The sequence below is a fragment of the Flintibacter sp. P01028 genome, assembly GCF_041925235.1.
Lineage (GTDB): Bacteria > Bacillota > Clostridia > Oscillospirales > Oscillospiraceae > Lawsonibacter > Lawsonibacter aceti.
Map to the genome: position 1 here is coordinate 58,020 of NZ_JBHEVC010000002.1, position 16,788 is coordinate 74,807.

The 16,788-nt window shown below is 55.5% G+C and carries 16 protein-coding genes and 1 tRNA gene; 8 read left to right on the plus strand and 9 right to left on the minus strand.

Annotated features, from left to right (window positions below; all coding sequences use genetic code 11):
- The first annotated feature begins 402 nt into the window (after positions 1-402).
- From ACEVJK_RS04470 to ACEVJK_RS04490, 5 genes are all read left to right on the plus strand, one after another.
- Positions 403-1,443, plus strand: a complete 1,041-nt coding sequence (locus tag ACEVJK_RS04470; protein WP_147571197.1) for a tripartite tricarboxylate transporter substrate-binding protein — start codon at positions 403-405, stop codon at positions 1,441-1,443.
- A gap of 96 nt (positions 1,444-1,539) precedes the next feature.
- Complete coding sequence (locus tag ACEVJK_RS04475) at positions 1,540-2,055, plus strand: tripartite tricarboxylate transporter TctB family protein (protein WP_186852477.1); 516 nt, start codon at positions 1,540-1,542, stop codon at positions 2,053-2,055.
- 18 nt (positions 2,056-2,073) lie between these two features.
- Entirely contained in the window at positions 2,074-3,588 is a 1,515-nt protein-coding gene (locus ACEVJK_RS04480; RefSeq protein ID WP_147571195.1) for a tripartite tricarboxylate transporter permease, read from the plus strand.
- 1 nt (position 3,589) lies between these two features.
- Positions 3,590-4,942 (plus strand): sulfatase-like hydrolase/transferase, encoded by a 1,353-nt coding sequence (locus ACEVJK_RS04485; RefSeq protein WP_147571194.1) that lies wholly within the window; start codon positions 3,590-3,592, stop codon positions 4,940-4,942.
- A 13-nt stretch (positions 4,943-4,955) separates the two neighbouring features.
- Positions 4,956-6,059, plus strand: a complete 1,104-nt coding sequence (locus tag ACEVJK_RS04490; RefSeq protein ID WP_147571193.1) for a GntR family transcriptional regulator — start codon at positions 4,956-4,958, stop codon at positions 6,057-6,059.
- A 50-nt stretch (positions 6,060-6,109) separates the two neighbouring features.
- On the opposite strand, the gene ACEVJK_RS04495 is transcribed toward ACEVJK_RS04490, so the two are convergent.
- From ACEVJK_RS04495 to ACEVJK_RS04520, 6 genes are all read right to left on the minus strand, one after another.
- Positions 6,110-7,228 carry an SPASM domain-containing protein gene (locus ACEVJK_RS04495; RefSeq protein WP_374740075.1) on the minus strand — a complete coding sequence of 373 codons (1,119 nt, stop codon included), beginning with the start codon at positions 7,226-7,228 and terminating at the stop codon, positions 6,110-6,112.
- Positions 7,229-7,230: 2 nt separating this feature from the next.
- Positions 7,231-8,022 (minus strand): sulfite exporter TauE/SafE family protein, encoded by a 792-nt coding sequence (locus ACEVJK_RS04500; protein WP_147571191.1) that lies wholly within the window; start codon positions 8,020-8,022, stop codon positions 7,231-7,233.
- Between the two features lie 171 nt (positions 8,023-8,193).
- On the minus strand, positions 8,194-8,592 hold the full coding sequence (locus ACEVJK_RS04505) for a MerR family transcriptional regulator (RefSeq protein ID WP_240287845.1): 399 nt from the start codon (positions 8,590-8,592) through the stop codon (positions 8,194-8,196).
- A 13-nt stretch (positions 8,593-8,605) separates the two neighbouring features.
- The gene (locus tag ACEVJK_RS04510; RefSeq protein ID WP_147571189.1) at positions 8,606-9,751 is read right to left on the minus strand and encodes an aldo/keto reductase; all 1,146 of its coding nucleotides are present in this window, start codon (positions 9,749-9,751) and stop codon (positions 8,606-8,608) included.
- Between the two features lie 20 nt (positions 9,752-9,771).
- Positions 9,772-10,524 carry a carboxymuconolactone decarboxylase family protein gene (locus ACEVJK_RS04515; protein WP_374740077.1) on the minus strand — a complete coding sequence of 251 codons (753 nt, stop codon included), beginning with the start codon at positions 10,522-10,524 and terminating at the stop codon, positions 9,772-9,774.
- 39 nt (positions 10,525-10,563) lie between these two features.
- Positions 10,564-10,980: a cupin domain-containing protein gene (locus ACEVJK_RS04520; RefSeq protein WP_374740078.1), complete on the minus strand. Its 417-nt coding sequence runs from the start codon at positions 10,978-10,980 to the stop codon at positions 10,564-10,566.
- A 158-nt stretch (positions 10,981-11,138) separates the two neighbouring features.
- On the opposite strand from ACEVJK_RS04520, the gene ACEVJK_RS04525 reads away from it, so the two are divergent.
- Together ACEVJK_RS04525 and ACEVJK_RS04530 are read left to right on the plus strand one after the other, a co-directional pair.
- On the plus strand, positions 11,139-11,621 hold the full coding sequence (locus ACEVJK_RS04525; RefSeq protein ID WP_340405660.1) for a MarR family transcriptional regulator: 483 nt from the start codon (positions 11,139-11,141) through the stop codon (positions 11,619-11,621).
- Positions 11,618-12,946, plus strand: a complete 1,329-nt coding sequence (locus tag ACEVJK_RS04530; protein ID WP_374740079.1) for an MATE family efflux transporter — start codon at positions 11,618-11,620, stop codon at positions 12,944-12,946. The genes ACEVJK_RS04525 and ACEVJK_RS04530 overlap by 4 nt, the downstream gene beginning before the upstream one ends.
- Positions 12,947-12,998: 52 nt before the next feature.
- Here the strand turns inward: ACEVJK_RS04530 and ACEVJK_RS04535 are convergent, their stop codons facing one another.
- The 3 genes from ACEVJK_RS04535 to rsmA all read right to left on the minus strand — a co-directional run bounded on the left by ACEVJK_RS04535 (position 12,999) and on the right by rsmA (position 16,371).
- Positions 12,999-13,658: a YoaK family protein gene (locus tag ACEVJK_RS04535; RefSeq protein WP_147571184.1), complete on the minus strand. Its 660-nt coding sequence runs from the start codon at positions 13,656-13,658 to the stop codon at positions 12,999-13,001.
- A gap of 71 nt (positions 13,659-13,729) precedes the next feature.
- Positions 13,730-15,337, minus strand: a complete 1,608-nt coding sequence (gene pckA, locus ACEVJK_RS04540) for a phosphoenolpyruvate carboxykinase (ATP) (RefSeq protein WP_374740080.1) — start codon at positions 15,335-15,337, stop codon at positions 13,730-13,732.
- Between the two features lie 167 nt (positions 15,338-15,504).
- Positions 15,505-16,371, minus strand: a complete 867-nt coding sequence (rsmA, locus tag ACEVJK_RS04545) for a 16S rRNA (adenine(1518)-N(6)/adenine(1519)-N(6))-dimethyltransferase RsmA (protein WP_340405661.1) — start codon at positions 16,369-16,371, stop codon at positions 15,505-15,507.
- A gap of 242 nt (positions 16,372-16,613) precedes the next feature.
- On the opposite strand from rsmA, the gene ACEVJK_RS04550 reads away from it, so the two are divergent.
- Positions 16,614-16,704: transfer RNA gene (locus ACEVJK_RS04550), tRNA-Ser, on the plus strand.
- Positions 16,705-16,788: the final 84 nt, after the last annotated feature.

Here is a 16,788-nt window from a genome sequence, read left to right on the forward strand (position 1 = left end):
GGTTGAGCCAATCTGAGTAAGTTATCTTTTTTGCATTTAGCATTCGAACCACACACTAGATTAAGATTTTGCTTTCTTAAACTATAAAGAGTGCGGTTTCTTTCAATTAATTGTTTGGTTTTCATTCAAAAGAGTTTATATGAAATAGATCTGTTGAATATAAAACTTCTTATCAGCCACTGAGTGAGTCTGTCAAAAAAGGACCATAAAAATTGTATAAAATAAACAAAATTTTAATGAAAAGAATACAGCATTTCTAAAAAGAGGTTATTGCCATACAACTTTATAAAAATTTGTTTTAAATCTGTTGATTCAAAAAATCCACCATGATATATTGAGGACAACAGGTGTGGTGGTCACACACCCCAATTCTGGAAAATTTGTGAAAAAGGAGAATGAATCATGAAAAAGCGTTTACTTAGCTTATCTCTTGCTCTTGCAATGGCCGTTGGTCTGCTGGCTGGCTGCGGCGACAGTGGAAAAAACACCGGAACCAATGACGGAAGCTCTAGCAATTCTAGTACAAGCACCAGCACCCCCTCCACTACTGTCAAGAAGTCCAGCTGGAAGGTGACCTGCCCCTGGGCCCCCTCCGGTGTAGCGGCTATGGTGAGCCAGAAGGCCGCCTCTAAGTCCACTGAGTATTCCGACGCGATCACTCTGGTCGCCGAGGCAATTAAGGGCGATGCCGCCACTGTCAATACCTGGGTCATGGACACCAAGGCCAATGATCCCGAGCTGGTATTTGTGGGCGAGGGCCTGCTGTCTATTACCTCCATCATCGATCCTGCCAAAATGAAGTTTACCGCTGAGGACTTTGCCTATGTGGAAAACCTCTACTCCTCCATCTTTGTGCTCTCCGCCTCCGCTGATTTGAATATCAAGACCATCGCCGACCTGGAGGCCTATGTAGCCGCCGGCAATGAGATCAGTGTGGCTGTCAACGGCGCCACCAGCTCTGAGGCATTCCTGGCCGCAGCCCTGTTCGGAAAGATGGGCGCCGGTGACAAGCTGAAGCTGACTCCCTATCAGTCCGCCGCCGAGGCCGCTCAGGCTGTGGCCAAGGGCGAGACCCAGTTTGCCGTCTCCCACCAGTCCCAAATTCTGGAGACCTATCAGCAGGGCGGCGTGACCATCCCCTGCGCCTTTGATGAGAAGGCTCTGGAGCATGGACCCTTCGCGGGCGTGGAGGGCGTCGGTGAGAAGGGCTATCCCTACTTTCGCAACCGCTGCTTCATCATGGCCCGTGCTGGTACGGACGAGGCCACTGTAGCTGCTCTGAAGGAGCTGTATGGCAAGATCCTGGCCGATGAGGAAGTTGCCGCCTGGCTGCAGGATACCATGCTGCTGGAGGTTGACCCCATGTCCCAGGAGGATGTGGACGCCCATGTGGAGAATGTAAAGAACATCGTCAACGAGTACAAGGATATCGTTGCCGGCTGATCCTGACCAACCACAATAACTGGGGAATGGGATGGGGAAATATCCCACCCATTCCCCGGTTTTATGTGTGTGCAGACTGAGGAGGTTTTTATTCGGATGAAAAACTGGATCAATCGATTCCATGCCCGTCTGGACGCATGGGGAGAAAAGCTCTGTGAAAAAGAGATCCGCATCCCTGTGGACTTGACGGTGGGAATTCTCTTTTTTCTCTTTGCGCTGGCAATCCTGTTCGTTATGCCCCAGCAGGTGATCGTGTCGGACAAGGACGTAGTGAATGGCCGCGCCTTCCCCACCCTGCTGATGGTCGTGATGATGATTTGCTGCGGGATGCTGATCGTCAAGGAGCTGTATAAGCTCTTTACCAAGCAGCCCCTCAACTGGAAGGTGATCAACCTCCAGACCGAGCTGAAAGCATTGGCTATCCTGACCATTCTGGTTATCACCTATCTGCTGTGCCGCTTCACCGACTTGTTTGTGGTGGGCGCTGTGTTCTGCTGTCTGGGCTTTTTGGTCTATTTCCGCTGCAAAAAGCCCTCTTATTATGTGATCACCATCACCTTGGCTGTGGTCATTTGGGCGTGCTTCCGTTTCGTCCTGAATGTGGAATTTTAGAAGGAGGCTGAACGTTTTATGATGCAATATATCGTTCCCGCTACCGGCCTTCTTTTCACGCTGGAAAATATCCTGTGGATCAATATCGGCGTGTTCGTCGGATCGGTCTTTGCCGCTATTCCCGGACTGAGCGTGATCCTGTGCGTCATCCTGTTCCTGCCCGTCACCTATACCATGACCGCCATCCCGGGCATGATGTTCCTGCTGGGCATCTACTGCGCCGGCGGTTATGGTGGCAGCGTATCCGCCATCCTGATCAATACGCCGGGTACGCCACACGCCGCGGCCACCATGCTGGACGGCCATCCTCTGTCTGAGCAGGGGCGGACCAAGGCGGCCCTGAAGATTGCCCTGTACGCCTCTACCTTTGGCGGCGTGTTTTCCGCCCTGATGCTGCTGTTCCTGGGCCCCCAGGTGGCCAAGGTGGCTGCCCAGCTGGGCACTGCGGAGTATTTTATGGTCTGTGTCTTTGGCCTGACCATCATCGCGGGTGTCTCCGGCAAGAGTATCATCCGGGGCCTGATTTCCGCCTGCTTGGGCCTGCTCATCTCCTGCGTGGGCACGGACCCCATGACCAGCTATGACCGCTTCACCTTCGGCATCTCCCGGCTGTATCTCGGGCTGGATCTGGCCATCTGCCTGATCGGCCTGTTCGCCCTGGTGGAGATCCTGGCCAAGGCGGAAAAGCGGCTGGGCAGCCTAAATCTGGACACCACCAAGATCAAGGACGACGGCAAGATCACCAGGGAGGAGTATAAACGCATGGCCCGCCCGGTGATCATGTCCTCTATCATCGGGGTGATGGTAGGCATCATCCCCGGCACCGGCGCCTCCGAGGCATCCTGGTTCAGCTACAACACTGCCAAGAACCTGTCCAGGCATCCAGAGGAGTTCGGCCACGGCTCCGTGGAGGGCATCGCCGCCGCCGAATCGGCCAACAACGCCGTTACCGGCGCAACTCTGATCCCCCTGCTCACCCTGGGCATCCCAGGCGATGGCACGGTGGCCATCATGCTTTCCGCCTTGATGATCAACGGCCTGAACCCCGGCCTTTCTCTGTTCACTACAGATGGCGATATCATGTATGCCATCATGCTGGGACTCATCCTGGTCAACCTCTTTATGCTGCTCCAGGGCAAGTTCCTTACCACCCTGTTTGCAAAAGTGGTCTCCATCCCCCAGGAGATTCTTACCCCCATCATTGTGATCTTCTGCTTTGCCGGCGCCTACTCCGTTAACGAAAACTACTTTGACGTGGGCGTGGCCCTCATCTTCGGCGTGCTGGCCTGGGTCCTGCGCAAGCTGGACCTGCCTCCCGTGCCCATCCTGCTGGGCCTGGTGCTGGGCAGCATGACCGAGACCAACTTCCGCCGTGCCCTGCTCATCTCCGACGGCAGCCCCAGCATTTTCTTCCAGAGTATCTACTGCAAGATATTCCTGGCGCTGATCGTCGTGGCGCTGGCCGCCATCATTCGCGGCAAGCTGAAAGAGGCCAAGGCTGCCAAGGCCGCCGTCCAGAAGGAGGACAATTGATATGCCCAATAATATTATCTTTTACTTCACCGACCAGCAGCGCTGGGATACCTGCGGCTGTTTCGGCCAGCCTCTGGACATCACCCCCAATCTGGACAAACTGGCCCAGGAAGGCGTGAAGTTTGATAACGCCTTTTCCCCCCAGCCGGTGTGCGGCCCCTGCCGCGCCCTGTTCCAGACCGGAAAATATCCCACCGAGACGGGCTGCTTCCGCAACAACATCATGCTGCCCGCTGGCGTCAAGACTCTGGCAAACTACATCGAGGAGGCGGGATATGAGACCGCCTACATCGGCAAGTGGCACCTGGCCAGTGACGGCGAGCTGGAGAAGCCCCCCACGATTGACCACACCATCACTGCCATTCCCAAGGAGCTTCGGGGTGGATATACCGGATACTGGAGGGCCGCCGACGTGTTGGAGTTTACCTCCCACGGCTATGACGGCTATGTGTTCGACGAGAACAACAACCGTGTCGACTTCAAGGGCTACCGGGCCGACTGCATCAACAACATGGCGCTGGAGTTCTTTGACACCTATGACCGGAAAAAGCCCTTCTTTATGACCATCTCCCAGATCGAGCCCCACCACCAGAATGACCGCAAGCACTACGAGGGACCCGAGGGCTCCAAGGAGAAGTACAGGAACTTCGTCCTGCCCCACGATCTGGAGGTGCTCAAAGGCAACGCCGCGGAGGAGTACCCTGACTACCTGGGCCAGTGCGCCAGCCTGGACGAGAACCTGGGACGGCTGGTGGAGCGGCTGAAAAAGGAGGGGCTGTACGATAATACCGTCATCATCTTTGCCTCCGACCACGGCTCCCACTTCAAAACCCGAAACACCGACGGCCATCTCAACGGCTACGATGACTACAAGCGATCCTGCCATGACGGCGCCCTCCATGTGCCCCTGGTCATCGCCGGCGGCCCCTTCAAGGGCGGTGTAGCGGTGGAGGAGCTGGTGTCCACCGAAAGCCTGCCCAAGACCATTCTGGCCCTAGCTGGTGTAGACGTGGGCGATGAGATGATCGGAGAGAACCTCCTTGACGTAGTGGAGAAAAAGGACGATAATAGACCTAACCAGGTGTTCGCCCAGATTTCGGAGAGCCGGGTGGGCCGCTGCGTCCGTACGGCCAATTATCTCTACTCTGTCTATGCCCCCGGTGTCAACGGCGGCGAGGCGGCAGCCTCTGACCTCTACGCGGACGACTTCCTCTATGATCTGAAGGTCGATCCCTGGCAGTTGAACAACGTGGTAGCCGATCCCTCCTATGCCCAGGTGAAGGAGGATATGCGTGCCCGCCTGGCGGACTGGATCGAGCGGGCGGAGGGGACCCGGCCGGCCATTGTTGACTGAGGAGGGAATTTCCTTGGCAGGCGCCGATAAAAAGTCGGAGCAGGTCTACCGCTGGTTGCTGGCCTATATTGATGAAAACAAGTTTTCCGGCAATTTGAAGCTTCCCTCGGAGAACGCCCTGTGCCGCCGGCTGGACATCAGCCGGGAGACGGCCAGGTCCGCCCTGGCCCGTATGGACCAGGAGGGACTGATCCGCCGGGTAAAGGGCAGTGGTACTTACATCAATAAGGAGGCCGCCCTGTCAAGAGAACTGGATGTGGGATCCACCGCCCAAAAGATTGGACTGATCCTTCAGGGGCAGGATTCCAACGCCAATTCCGGTCTGCTGGAAGGGGTAAAGAGCGTGCTCCCCGCTGACCGGGTGGATCTGCGGGTGTTCTTTACAGACAACAAGTTTTCCACGGAACGGCGCTGCTTACAGACAGTGGTGCACCAGCATTTTGATGGCTTTATTATCGACGGTGTAAAGGCCAGTCTGCTCAACCCAAATCTGGACTGCTATCAGGAAATTTATCGCCGGCGCATCCCGGTCATCTTCTATAACAACTATTATAAAAATCTGCACTATCCCCGGGTCATCGTCAACGACATGGAGTGCGCTGACCGGCTGATTGGGCTTTTGGTACAGGCGGGACACCGGCAGATTGCGGGTATTTTCGTCTATGACAACTATCAGAGCATTGAGAAATTCCAGGGAACCACCGCCGCCCTGATCAAGCGGGGGGTGGATTACCAGGACGACTATATCAAGTGGTGCGTGTCTAACGAGGCCCACGATCCCCGTTTTGCCCGCTCCATTGACCGCTTTCTGCGGAGCCTGCCCAAGTATACTGCGGTGGTATGCTGCAACTATATGATCTACCGCCTGGTGCGCCAGGTGTTGGAGGAGCAGGGAAGGCGGGTTCCTGAGGACTGTTCCTTGGTCTGCTTTGACTACTCTGGGAATGACTGGGAAGCAGAGGGGATCACCTGCTCTGTCCATCAGGGTAGGAAGGTGGGCCAACTGGTGGCTACCCGCCTGATGACCATGATCGAGCGCCGGGACTGTGACGACAAAAATTATACCTATGTGATGAAACCCAAAATCTACATCGGCACCTCCATTCGGGAACTTTGAAACAAAAAAGCCCTGAGCAGTCCAGACAGGACCGCTCAGGGCTTTTTTGTTTATTTAGATAGAATGGCTCCCGCGGCCTGCCGAAGCCGGGGGAGGGCGTAGTCCAGGAAGGCGTGGAAGGCAGGGCAGTAGTAGTTTGCTCTGTCCAGTCCAAGTCCAGTCCAATCCCGGGGACACCCGCCCCGGCAGAGGGAGAGGTGGGGACAGCCAAGGCAGTCTCGGGGTCGGCGGCGGCCCTCATCCAGAAAGGCCAGGGCTCTCGGACTCTGGACGGCCTCTTCTACAGACATTTGGTGGATATTGCCCAGATACCACTGGTCCAGCACAAAGAAGTCGCAGGGATAGAGGCCGCCGTCCCCCTCCACGACCAAGTAGCTTCCGCAGGCACCAGAGGAGGCACAGGTGCTGGGGGGCATCCCGGCCAGGATGCGGAGATAGTCGTCAAAGAGACGGATGCTCACATAGTGGCCTCGCTGCAAATCCAGATACCAGCAGTCAAACAGGTCTCGAAGAAACTGACTGTACCGCTGGGGGGTCAGAGACCAGGGCATACACCCACGTTCCCCCTCTAGGGGGTCCAGGCAGGGGATGAACTGAAGGGCATGGCTGCCCAGCTTGTTCAGAGAATGATACACCTTTTGGGCGCTGCGGGCCAGAGGACCTGTAATGACGCACAGAAGGTTGGTTTCCACACCGGCCTTGTCCAAAAGGGCCAGGGAACGGGTCGCCCGGTCCCAGCTTCCCCGGCTCTGGGCGTCCACCCGGAAGCGGTCGTGGATCTCCCTGCTTCCATCCAGAGACAGGCCTACCAGAAACCGATTTTCCTGAAAAAACCGGACCCAGTCTCCATCCAGCGCCATTCCGTTGGTCTGGATGGAGTGGCTGATTTGGATTGTAGAAGGGCAGAGCTCCCGCTCCAAAGCGATAAAACTTTGGAAAAAGTCCAGACCAGCCAGCGTGGGTTCGCCGCCCTGGAAGGTGATTTGGAGGGAGCCATGAGGACCTGCCGCCTGTATGCCAGACTCCAGGAGCCGGTGCGCGGTTTCCAGTGACATAACGCCCATGCTCTTGACGGACCGAAGGGCAGAAATGTCCTCATAAAAGCAGTAGCGGCATCGCATCCCGCACAGGCTGGAGGCGGGCTTGACTAAGAAAGTGAGATTTCCCATGCTCACCCCCCAATCAGGTTGCGGGCGATATTGAACAGGGCAATGGCCAGCACCAGGAGCTGAACGCAGTTGAAGGCCCGCTCGACTCCCGCCTCGGAGAACCGCTTGCTCAAGCTGGCGCCGAGAAAGCCGCCGGCGATGGCGCCCACCACCATGACCGGAGCGACAGACAGGTCATATACCAGAAACCCGGTAGAAAGGGCCACCGTGACCAGCTTGGAGATCTGGGCAAAAAGAATGGTCATCAGAGAGCAGACAGTGGCCATTTTCGTGCTGACAGAGTATAGGTAGATGATAAGGGCTACGTTGATCGGGCCGCCGCCGATCCCTAGAAAAGAGGAACAGATGCCGAGAAAGCAGCCGGCCGCCAGGGATACCGGGACCCCGGAGAGCTGGAGCCCCCGGATATTCGCCTTATGCTTCATATAGAGGTAGACACACAGGATGAGGACGGCCAGCAGTCCGTTCTGGACTACGGTGACCAAGCCCTGGGCCTGAACGCCGGATACGATGGCGCTCAACATCCACTGTCCGATGTAGCCGCCCACCACAGAACCAAGAGAGAGGGGAATGGCAATTTGAAAGGGAATCTGTACCTTGGCCAGCATCTGCTTTCCAATGGAAACAGCGGACATGGAGAAGACCGTGATGGAGGACAAGACACCGATGGTCTCCACATCGAAGTGGTGCATCACATCCATCAGCGGCTTGATGATAACTCCGCCTCCCATCCCCGTGAGGGAGCCCACTGTGGTAGCGCCGATGGCGATCAAAAAATATAGTATGTACTGCATAGAAATTACCTCCCGGTCCGCTTCCATCTCCAGAAGAGAACGTGCTTTGCTCTCATTATAGCATATTCCAGAGGAAATGGACAAAAGAATTCCGTGGGAGGCCGGAGGGCGATTAATAAAATACAGGGGAAGGCGCCCGGTCAATAGGCCGGGCGCCTTTTATGGACAGTTTTACATCTGGCGCTCCGTATGGAGTCGCTGGAGCAGGCGCTCCTGGGACATCAGCCCCTGCTCATAACGCTGGATTTTGTCATTCAGCCGGTCCAGCGAGGCCTGCATATCCGCCATGCGGGCCATCAGCCGATCCCGCTGGTCCATCAGCAGAGCCTTTCGGGCATCCAGAGTGGCGTCTCCCTGCTGAAATAGGTCCACATACTTGATAAGAGCCTCGATCTGTACCCCGGCCGAACGCATACACTTCATCAGCTCGATCCAGCCGCAGGACTCCTGGTCATAGTCACGGATGCCGCCCTTGTTCCGGGGGACCGGAGGAATGAGTCCGATACGCTCGTAGTACCGCAGGGTATCGGCAGAGATATCATATTGTCTGCTCACTTCGGCAATGGTCATGGAACAGTCCTCCTTACAGTCCAAACAGAGCGGCAGCGTCCGCCATATTTCGGATGATAGGGACGCCAAAGGGACAGCGATTCTCACAGGCGCCGCAGGCGATGCACGCCCCAGCGTGGCTGGGGAGACCCATATAATGCTCCCGCACCGTTTCCGGAATCTGGCCCTGCGCCTTGGCAAGATTGAAAAACTTGGTGACGGAGGCCACGTCAATCCCCTTAGGGCAGGGAGCGCAGTGACCGCAGTACATACAGTGTCCCTTCCAACTGATCTTAGGCAGGGAGGCAAAGGCGGCGGCATAGTCCTTTTCCTCTTCGCTGGCCTGCTCATAGTCCAAACAAACACGCAGTTCCTCCAGAGTTCGGGCCCCTGACATGACTGAGGCCACACCGGGGCGGGTCAGGGCATAGTGGAGGCACTGAAAGGGGGTAAGAGCCTTTCCGGCAGGGGAATACTGACTGAGCAGGTCGCCGCCCCCAAAAGCCTTCATCACGGTGATGCCCACTCCCTGCCTCTGGCAGCTCTCATAGAGGGCCTGGCGCTGTGGGTCCATGTTGACTAGGTCTTTTTCATAGTTTTTCTCCGCCCACAACTCCTCTACATCCTCGCTGGCGGGCTGCAGATCGTAGCAGGGATTGACACTGAACATGAGCACGTCGATAAGACCGCTGCCCACTGCCGCCTGGGCTACTTGGGGGTTGTGGCTGGACAGACCGATGCAGCCGATGCGGCCCGCCGCCTTCAGCTGCTGGGCATAGGCCATGACCGGCCCAGACTGGACCGCCTCCCAGTCAGAGAGAGAATCCACATAGTGGACCATGCCGATCTCCACATGGTCCGTTTCCAGGCGGTGGAGCTGATCCTCAAAGCTCTCGCGCACCTCGTCGATGTTCCTGGTCCGCTTGTATTGACCGTTCTTCCAGATGGTGCACAGGTGGGCCTGAAGGACAAACTTGTTGCGGCGCCCCCGGAGGGCGCGACCCAGGTTAGACCTCATATCCGGGTCAGGGGAGTAGAGGTCGATGCAGTTGATGCCGCTCTCCTCCATCTGGTCAATAAATTCCTTCACGGTTGTATAGGGCTTGTCTACCAGCCCCTCGCAGCCCATGCCAATCTCACTGACCCGAAGGCCAGTGCGGCCCAGTATGCGGTATTTCATGTTGTAGTTCTCCTGTTCTTTTATTTTGTAGCTGCCTGATTAATGCAGGTAAGGGCGTTGAGACTCCTAGGATAGCCAATATAGGGCAGACATTGGGAGATCACCCGGATTAGAAGGGGCTTATCATTTCCCAGCCGCAGATTAGCGGCGGCGTGGCTAGTGAGCTGAGGTTCACAGCCACCTTGGGCGGCCAGAAAGCAGAAGGTGATAAGCTCTCGGTCCCGGTAATCCAGCCCGCCGCGGGTATAATAATCGCCAAAGCAGTTGCCGGCCAGCCAGCGGTTGATGTGGCGGCTTTCCTGGGGCCCGCTATTTTGAAAGCCACGCATATGTGTCCCAAAAATATCCACTTGGGCCTGATTGCCTGCTTCCAGACGGCTGTCGGGATCAGTGGTGCCCTGCTCCTCCAGGGGCAGAGGGACACCGGCAGCGGTGAGAGCCTCATTGACGGCCTTCAAAAAAGGGAGCACCCGCCCCAGACCCAGATAGGCGGTTCCCTGGTAGACTAGTTCTTTCAGTTCCACTGGAGAGAGGCCGGAACGAAGAGCGGCAGGGGCCATGGCCTGAAAACAGTCTAGTCCCTGGCACCCCATGAGGGCAGCCAGAACAGTCAAAAAGTGGGTCCGGTCGTCTAGCTTTGTCTGGCTTGGTACCTCATCCAGCGCAAAATCCAGAAACAGACGGGTAAATTCTGGGTCGGAGTCAGCCAGGGGAGGCGGAAAATCTCCAAACATCCGAGTATAATTTTTTTGGGCGGTTTCAGACAGCGGCATAGGTGATCTCCTCCTTGTATTGCCATGAAGAACTGATTGTCAGGGCAGCAGGTCATACTGGCTCTGATCCACCGGCTCCAACCACTGATTGTAGGTATCCTGTCCAGGAACTTCTACCGCCAGGTGGACGAACCAACTGTTTTTGGCTGCGCCATGCCAGTGCTTGACGCCTGCGGGGATATGGACCACATCACCAGCATGGAGTTCTCTGGGTTCCTGGCCCCACTCCTGATACCAGCCCCGGCCTCCGGTACATAGCAGGATCTGACCACCACTCTGGGAAGCTTGGTGGATGTGCCAGTTATTGCGGCAGCCTGGTTCAAAGGTGAGGTTGCCGATGACTACGCCTTGGAGAGACAGTATGTTCAGATAGCTTCGTCCAACAAAATACTGGGCAAAGTCGGTGTTTTCCTCTCCGCGTGCGAAGATTACAGAATTAGACAAACCATGTTTCATTTGGCAGACCTCACAGTGTAGTTTGATCGCTCCTACTGTATACACTGGAGTATACTCCAAGTCAAGCGTTTTTTTAAAATATCCTAAAAAAGAGATTGACAATAGTCTGAATTCAGACTATACTAAAAAAGTCTGAATTCGGACCTTTGGAGGGAACTATGAAAGAGTTGACGTTTAGCCAATTCAATCGAGAGCTCAATCGTATGTATAAGGAATGTAACGAGTTTTATCACGCCTTGGCTAAACACTTCGGGCTGTCGGACAGCGCGTTCTGGATCCTCTATACATTGCGTGAGGAGGGACGGCCCCTGTCTGCCACTGATCTGGGGGGTGCGCTGTTTTTAAGCAAGCAGACCATACATTCCGGGGTGAGAAGTCTGGAGGAGCGGGGCTTGCTTAAGCTGAGAAGCTCGTCAGAGGATAAGCGCAACAAGGAGATCTGCTTAACAGAAAAGGGAGAGGCGTTTTCACAGGAAAGTGTGGACCAGGTAGTTGCCTTTGAGGAAAAGGCATTCCTGGACTTGGGAGCTGGAGAGCGCCTGTCCAGAATCCAAGCCGAGCGGCATTACCTGGACGCCCTGTGGGAAGCCGCACGCCCCCTTTTTAAACGGGAAGGCCCAGAGGGGATATGGGAAAGATGAAGATCAAATTATCGGATCATTTCACATATGGAAAGTTGCTGCGCTTTACATTCCCTTCCGTAGTGATGATGGTATTCACATCTCTTTACAGTGTGGTGGACGGTCTATTCGTTGCCAATTTGGTGGGGGATTTGGCCCTGTCGGCGGTTAATATCATCTTTCCAGTGGCGATGATTATTGGGGCCTTTGGCTTCATGCTGGGAACGGGTGGCAGCGCCATTGTGGCCAGGACGCTTGGGGAGAAGAAAAAGGAGCTGGCCGACCGCTACTTTTCTATGTTTATCCTCTGTGTGGCTATATTGGGGGCGGCCCTCTCAGTTGTGTGCGTGATATTAGTGGAGCCAATCTCACGGCTGGCCGGGGCCAGCGACCTTTTGATCGGGGACTGCGTCATTTATGGCCGCATCCTGCTGGCGGGCAGTGTACCCTTTATGCTCCAGACTAGCTTTCAGAGTTTTCTTGTAGTAGCGGAGAAACCCCATGTGGGCCTGATGTTCTCAATAGCCTCCGGGCTGACCAACATCGTGTTGGACTATGTATTTATTGCGCTGTTTGATATGGGGATAGCCGGAGCGGGGCTTGCCACCGTGCTGGGATACTGTGTAGGTGGGCTTCTCCCCGTTGCCTGTTTCCTGAGGGGTGGAGAGAAGGAGCTCCGCCTGGTCCCTACCGCCCTCTATCCTAAAGCTCTGTGGGATGCTTGCATTAACGGATCCTCTGAGCTGATGAGCAATATATCTGCATCGGTAGTAGGGATTCTCTATAATATCCAGCTTATGCGCCTGGTAGGGGAGATGGGAGTGGCCGCTTACTCCGTGATGATGTATGTGGATTTCATATTTATTGCTGTTTTTCTGGGATACTCCATCGGCTGTGCCCCCGTCGTGAGTTACCACTTTGGCACCGGAGATTCCGTAGAGCTGAAGGGAATCTGCCGAAGGAATCTAATGATGATTGGAATCACGTCGGCTGCGATGGTGGCAGTGTCTGAGCTGGCCAGCGCGCCCCTTGCCGCCGCCTTTGTGGGCTTCGATGCGGAGCTGTATAAGATGACAGTGCATGGATTCCGTCTGTTTGCGCTGTGTTATATTTTCTGCGGGCTGAATATCTACGCCTCCGCCTTTTTCACAGCCCTGTGCAACGGAGCGGTCTCCGCGTTTATCTCCTTTATGCGGTCCTTCCTCCTACGGGGAGGTATGGTATTGGTGATGCCATTGATCTTCGGTATCGACGGTATCTGGAGCGCTGTTGTGGCGGCGGAAGGCATAGGAGCGGTCATCTCCGTGACCCTGTTGCTGGCAAAGCGAAAGAGCTATGGGTATTGAATCAAAAAGAGGTGTGGATACCAAAAGATATCCACACCTCTTTTGATTATTACTATGGTTCGCGGAGCATCAGCAGAAAGGCGAGGGACAGGGGGAGACAGGCCAACAGGATCGAGCGTCCAGCCAACAGGTCGGTGCACAGGCCACCCACAAGAGCGCCCAACACAAAGAGGAGGATGACAGAGTAATAATCCTGGGCTCCACGGCCTGCCCGTTCCTCTCGAAGGAACAGGCAGCGATACAACTTCTCTGTGCCGCTGCGCAAGTTTCCAGTGCACATGGTGGTGGAAAATGGGTTGCCCTCAAATTTGCGGAAGCTCTCGATCTGCATGGCGCTGACAAAGGAGACAATCACGTTGGCCAGCCAATCCAGCGGTCCCACAGGCAAAAGGGAGACCAGAAGCAGCCCGCCGCACTCCACAACCAGCACCAACTGCCGCCAGTGGGGAAGGCCGGGCAGGGGAGTGAAGTGAGAGCGGAGCCACTCGGTCAGCAGGACGCCCAGGGCAAAGGACATGATAGGCCAGAGATAGTAGAGGGCGCGTCCCCAATTACGCTGTGCTAGCTGAATGCCCAGCAGTACCAGATTGCCTGTTTCTGCGTTGGCAAAGACCTGCCCCCGGCACAAGTAGGTGTAGGCGTCCATCATTCCACCGGCAAAGGCCAATAGTAGACCATTGGCAAGGGATTCAGAGGGTTGAATGTGCTTCATCGTTGACTCCCTTCTCTAGAGCAGGAAAATCGCGCCCCCAGACAGGGGCGCGATTTTAGTCCGCGGAGTGCTTACTCGGCCTTGGGGCCGGCGGCTACCAGGGCCTTGCCGGCCTCGTTGGTGGTGTATTTGGTGAAGTTCTTCACGAAGCGGGAAGCCAGATCCTTGGCCTTGGTCTCCCACTCGCTGGGATCGGAATAGGTGTCCCGGGGATCCAGAATAGCGGGGTCCACGCCAGGCAGGGAGGTCGGCACCTCGAAGTTGAAATAGGGGATGGTCTTGGTCTCGGCCTTCAAAATAGAGCCGTCCAAAATGGCGTCGATGATACCGCGGGTGTCCTTGATGGAGATACGCTTGCCAGTGCCATTCCAGCCAGTGTTGACCAGGTAGGCCTTGGCGCCGGACTTCTTCATTTTCTTCACCAGCTCCTCACCGTACTTGGTGGGGTGAAGCTCCAGGAAGGCCTGGCCGAAGCAGGCGGAGAAGGTGGGAGTGGGTTCGGTGATGCCCCGCTCTGTGCCGGCCAGCTTGGAGGTGAAGCCGGACAGGAAGTAATACTGGGTCTGTTCCGGGGTCAGGATGGACACGGGGGGCAGCACACCGAAGGCGTCGGCGGACAGGAAGATGACGTTCTTGGCGTCGGGGCCCTTGGACTTGGGACGCACGATCTTCTCAATGTGGTCGATGGGGTAGGACACGCGGGTATTTTCGGTGACGGACTTATCCGCAAAGTCGATTTTGCCGTCCTTGTCAACGGTGACGTTCTCCAACAGGGCGTTGCGCTTGATGGCGTTGTAGATGTCAGGCTCGGCGTCCTTGTCCAGATTGATGACCTTGGCGTAGCAGCCGCCCTCGAAGTTGAACACACCTTCGTCGTCCCAGCCGTGCTCGTCATCGCCGATGAGCAGGCGCTTGGGATCGGTGGACAGAGTAGTCTTGCCAGTGCCGGACAGGCCGAAGAACAGGGCGGTATTTTCGCCGTTCATGTCGGTATTGGCGGAGCAGTGCATGGAGGCCATGCCGTTGAGGGGCAGGTAATAGTTCATCATGGAGAACATGCCCTTCTTCATCTCGCCGCCGTACCAGGTGTTCAGGATGACCTGCTCGCGCTCAGTGAGGTTGAAAATGGCGGCAGTCTCAGAGTTCAGGCCCAGCTCCTTATAGTTCTCCACCTTGGCCTTAGCGGCGTTATAGGAGATAAAATCAGGCTCAAAGTTCTCCAGCTCCTCAGCGGTGGGGGCGATGAACATGTTTTTAACAAAATGGGCCTGCCAGGCTACCTCCATGATGAAGCGGATGGCCATGCGGGAGTCGTGGTTGGTACCGCAGAACACGTCCATGACATACAGCTTCTTGTTGGACAGCTGCTGGATGGCCAGACGCTTGCACTCGTCCCAGGCCTCCTTGGAGGCGGGCTTGTTGTCGTTCTTGAACTCGTCAGAGGTCCACCACACGGTATCCCTGGAAACATCGTCCATGACGATGAACTTGTCCTTGGGGGAGCGGCCAGTGTAGATGCCAGTCATGACGTTAACGGCGTCCAGCTCAGTCAACTGGCCCACGTCATAGCCCTCCAGCCCGGGCTTCATCTCTTCCTCGAATAAGGTTTCATAGGAGGGATTGTGGAGGATCTCAGTGGTGCCGGTGATGCCATATTTGCTCAGATCAATAGTTGCCATGTTTGTGACCTCTTTTCTGAAATGATCTTCCTGCACAGGGCGGCAGGGAATAGCTTAAAATCGATATAATCATACACGCTGAAAGGAATAAAGTCAATGTTATTGGTGACGACAATTTAGTTATAGGTCTTATTGCTTTTTGGAAAATAAAGGAGCCCTTGCCCGAGCTAAGGCCTGATATCCCGCTGCCTTAGGGCCTTTGACAGGGCTGCGAACTGGGGAATGGACAGCCGTTCTCCCCGGATATCAGCGGGTAGGCCGCAGCTTAAGATGGCGCTTAATAGCTGTTCTTTGGAAAAATTAGAACGGAAGGTGCCACTTAACCCATTTAGCAGGGTTTTTCTCCGCTGGGAGAAGGCGGCCTTTACCACGCGGAAGAAGTGGTCCGGGTCATCCACCTCATCGGGCGGATCCTTGGGAGTGAGACGGAGGACGGAGGAGGTCACCTTGGGTGCGGGGAGGAAACAGTCCGGGGGGACATCAAAAAGCAGTTCCGTCTCGGCGTGATACTGACAATAGACGGAAAAGGCGCCGTAATCTCCACTGCCCGGAGTGGCACAGATGCGCCGAGCCACCTCCCGCTGAATCATGATAGTGATCGAGGAGAAGCAGCCCGCATCCAGAAGGGCGGTGATGGCAGGAGTGGTAATGTTATAGGGCAGGTTGGCACAGGCGATGGGCTCCAGCCCCTGGAATCGCTCCCGGACCAGGGACGGAATGTCCAGCTTCAGGATATCACCGGAGACAATCTCCACATTGTCCCTGTCCCCCAGAGTTTCTGTCAGGATAGGGAGAAGGGAGCGGTCCAACTCCACGGAAACCACCTGGTCGGCCAGCAGGGACAACTCCCGGGTGAGAGGGCCGATGCCTGGACCGATTTCCAGCACCCCTTTACCGGAGCCGGCGCCAGAAGAACAGGCGATATCCCGCGGTACCCACGGCTGGATCAAAAAATTTTGTCCCATGGATTTGGAAAAACGGAAGCCGTGCCGGGCCAGCAGGGCTTTGATCTGGTCGATGTCGCACAGATTCATGATGTGCTCCTTCCTGGATCGATATTCTGAATTCCAATAAAAATATAAAAGGAAAGAGAGCCATAGTCAAGAGGCACAGGGGCTTGGAATAGAGACGTTTTTTGATCTGGAGCTCTATCCGAGAAAAAACGAGAAAAATTTTCGAAAAGGGGTTGACGGAACGAAAAAAACTGGTATAATACAATACGCTGTCGTTGTGACTGTCGACAGCAGGGAATGTAGTAGATTTCCCTTTCAGCTATGGAGTAGTATCGAAGTGGTCATAACGAGCACGACTGGAAATCGTGTAGCCGCTAACACGGCTCGAGGGTTCGAATCCCTCCTACTCCGCCAAGTTAAAAGCTACATTTTAGTCTTGGGAGTAAGACTGAAATGTAGCTTTTTCTATTGTAAAACCTCCGTGATATACTGCTGGTC